Origin of the sequence: Segeticoccus rhizosphaerae, assembly GCF_009192725.1 — a bacterium.
Classification (GTDB): domain Bacteria; phylum Actinomycetota; class Actinomycetes; order Actinomycetales; family Dermatophilaceae; genus Segeticoccus; species Segeticoccus rhizosphaerae.
Genome location: NZ_VOHR01000456.1, coordinates 1 through 2,300, shown reverse-complemented (window position 1 = coordinate 2,300; position 2,300 = coordinate 1). Strand labels below are relative to the sequence as shown.

Sequence of the window (2,300 nt, the reverse complement as noted above, 5' to 3'; positions counted from 1 at the left end):
CCAGCACGCCGCCCTCCGGGAGAGCGTGACCGAGGTCGGCCGGGTGGCCGCGGACGAGGGCATCGACTGCGGCTTCCGCCAAGGTGGCACCGTGGTCGTCGCCCGCGGCAGGGCACAGGCCGCACGGGCCCGGGAGGAGGTCGCCGAGGCACAGCACTGGGGTCTGGGAACGACCTGGCTGGAGGCGGACGCCGCTCGCGAGCGCCTCGCCGTGACCGGACTGCTCGGAGCGACCTACAACCCGCACTGCGCCCGCGTGCACCCCTACCGGCTCGCCCGCGACCTCGCGAGCGCGGTGGAGGATCGTGGCGGCACGATCCGGGAGCACACCCCGGTCGCACGGATCTCGCCCGGCCGGGTCGAGACCGTGCAGGGGCCGGTGGTCCGTGCACGACACGTCATCCGGGCCACGGAGGCGTGGACCTCCCGGCTGCCCCGCCACCGGCGCACCATCGCCCCGGTCTACTCCCTCATCGTCGCGACCGAGCCGTTGCCCGAGACGACCTGGGCCGAGATCGGGCTGGCCGAGCGCGAGACGTTCAGCGAGCACCGCCACGTCATCGTCTACGGCCAGCGGTCGGTGGACGACCGGCTGGTCTTCGGCGGCCGCGGTGCGCCCTACCACTTCGGCTCCGGCATCCGCCCCGAGTTCGACGGCGACGCCGCGGTCTTCGAGACGCTGCGCACGGCGTTGCGCGAGATGCTCCCGGCGCTCGGAGGAGCGCGCTTCACCCATGCCTGGGGCGGTCCGCTCGGCATCGCCCGCGACTGGCACCCCAGCGTCGGCCACGACCCGGCGACCGGACTCGCCTGGGCGGGGGGCTACGTCGGCGACGGCGTGGCCACGACCAACCTCGCCGGGCGCACGCTGGCCGACCTGGTGACCGGACGGCATACCAGCCTGACCTCGCTGCCCTGGGTCGACCACCGCTCCCGCGCCTGGGAACCGGAGCCGCTGCGGTGGCTCGGCATCAACGCGGGACTGCGCCTCGCGGGTCTCGCGGACCACGAGGAGCGCCTCACCGGACGCCCGGCCCGCCTCGGACGCGCCCTGTCCCTGCTCACGGGTCACTGATCGGTGGCGATGTCACACAGGACCACCTCGGACGGGGCCGCGCGGGGTACCGAGGCGGACGGCACCGGGGCGCCGCCGGAGCAGGCTGGCCACCGGATACGGTGAAGCGCATGGTCACTGCTCCCGCCGACAGCCTGCCCACGGTCGTCCGTGGCATCACGTCGACCGCCGTGGACCTGCTGCAGGACCGGTTGCCGGGCTTCCTCACCGGGCTCTACCTGCACGGGTCGCTCGGCTTCGGGGAGTTCTTCGACGGCAGCGACATCGACTTCGTCGCCACGACCAGCCGACGGCCCGACGCGGCGGACGTAGCGGTGCTGCACGCCATTCACACCGAGCTCGAGACGGCACATCCCGGCACCCACTTCGACGGCTTCTACGTGCTGGCCTCCGACCTGGCGTCGCCCCCCGGCGTATGTCCGGCTGTCCCCGGCACCAGCGCCGGGCTGTTCACGGTGAGCAACCACCCCGACATCATCCTCGCCACCTGGCACGAGCTGGCCCGCCACGGCATCACCGTCTTCGGCCCCGACCTGTCGACCGTGGACATCCACACCGACGACACGGCGCTGCGGGCCTACACGATCGAACACCTGACGACCTACTGGCGCGGGCAGGTTGAGTCGATGGCGGTCCACCCGCAGGAGTCCGCGGTGCCCGAGGCCACCGCGTGGGGTGTGCTCGGCACGGCCCGGCTCCGCCACCGGCTCGAGACGGGAGAGATGGCCTCCAAGAGCGTGGCCGGACGGCACGCCCTGGACCACATGGACGCGCAGTGGCGACCGATCCTGGAGGAGGCGCTCGCGATCCGTGAGGGTCCCGGCCCGACCGCCGCCTACGCCGACGACCCCGCGCGGCGTCGCCAGGACACCATGGCGTTCATGTCCGCCGTGATCCACGAGGCCGACCCGGCCCTGCGCTGAGCCGGCCTCGGCCCCACCCCGCGCTCTGCCACCGCGACTCCCCCTCGCTCGTGGGGAAGGTGAGCTCAGGGGCGGCGCAGCACCGGGCGCAGGTCCTCGAGCACGGCCGGGTCCTCGATGGTGCTCGGCACCGTGGCCGCGTCGCCGTCGGCGATCTGGCGCATCGTCTTGCGCAGGATCTTGCCCGACCGGGTCTTGGGCAGGGCCGCCACCACGTCGACCTGCCGCAACGCCGCCACCGCGCCGACCTCCGACCGCACGCGCTGCACCAGCTCGTCGCGCAGCGCCTCCAGGGCGCCGTC

At 73.8% G+C, this 2,300-nt stretch carries 3 protein-coding genes; 2 read left to right on the top strand and 1 reads right to left on the bottom strand.

The window, feature by feature from the left end; translation table 11 throughout:
• Both FRW57_RS20560 and FRW57_RS20555 read left to right on the top strand, forming a co-directional pair.
• Positions 1 to 1,075, top strand: a 1,075-nt coding sequence (locus FRW57_RS20560; protein WP_152186931.1) for an NAD(P)/FAD-dependent oxidoreductase, incomplete at its 5' end; no start/stop codon positions are given.
• A gap of 110 nt (positions 1,076 to 1,185) precedes the next feature.
• A complete protein-coding gene (locus tag FRW57_RS20555) occupies positions 1,186 to 1,998 on the top strand; it encodes an aminoglycoside adenylyltransferase domain-containing protein (protein WP_137121863.1) in 813 nt (270 codons plus the stop codon).
• Between the two features lie 65 nt (positions 1,999 to 2,063).
• Here FRW57_RS20555 and FRW57_RS20550 read toward each other — a convergent pair.
• Positions 2,064 to 2,300, bottom strand: a 237-nt coding sequence (locus tag FRW57_RS20550) for an AMP-binding enzyme (RefSeq protein WP_162529444.1), incomplete at its 5' end; no start/stop codon positions are given.

Excerpts from the sequence above, each read along its gene's own strand:
- FRW57_RS20555 (WP_137121863.1), top strand. The coding sequence starts at position 1,186 with ATGGTCACTGCTCCCGCCGACAGCCTGCCCACGGTCGTCCGTGGCATC.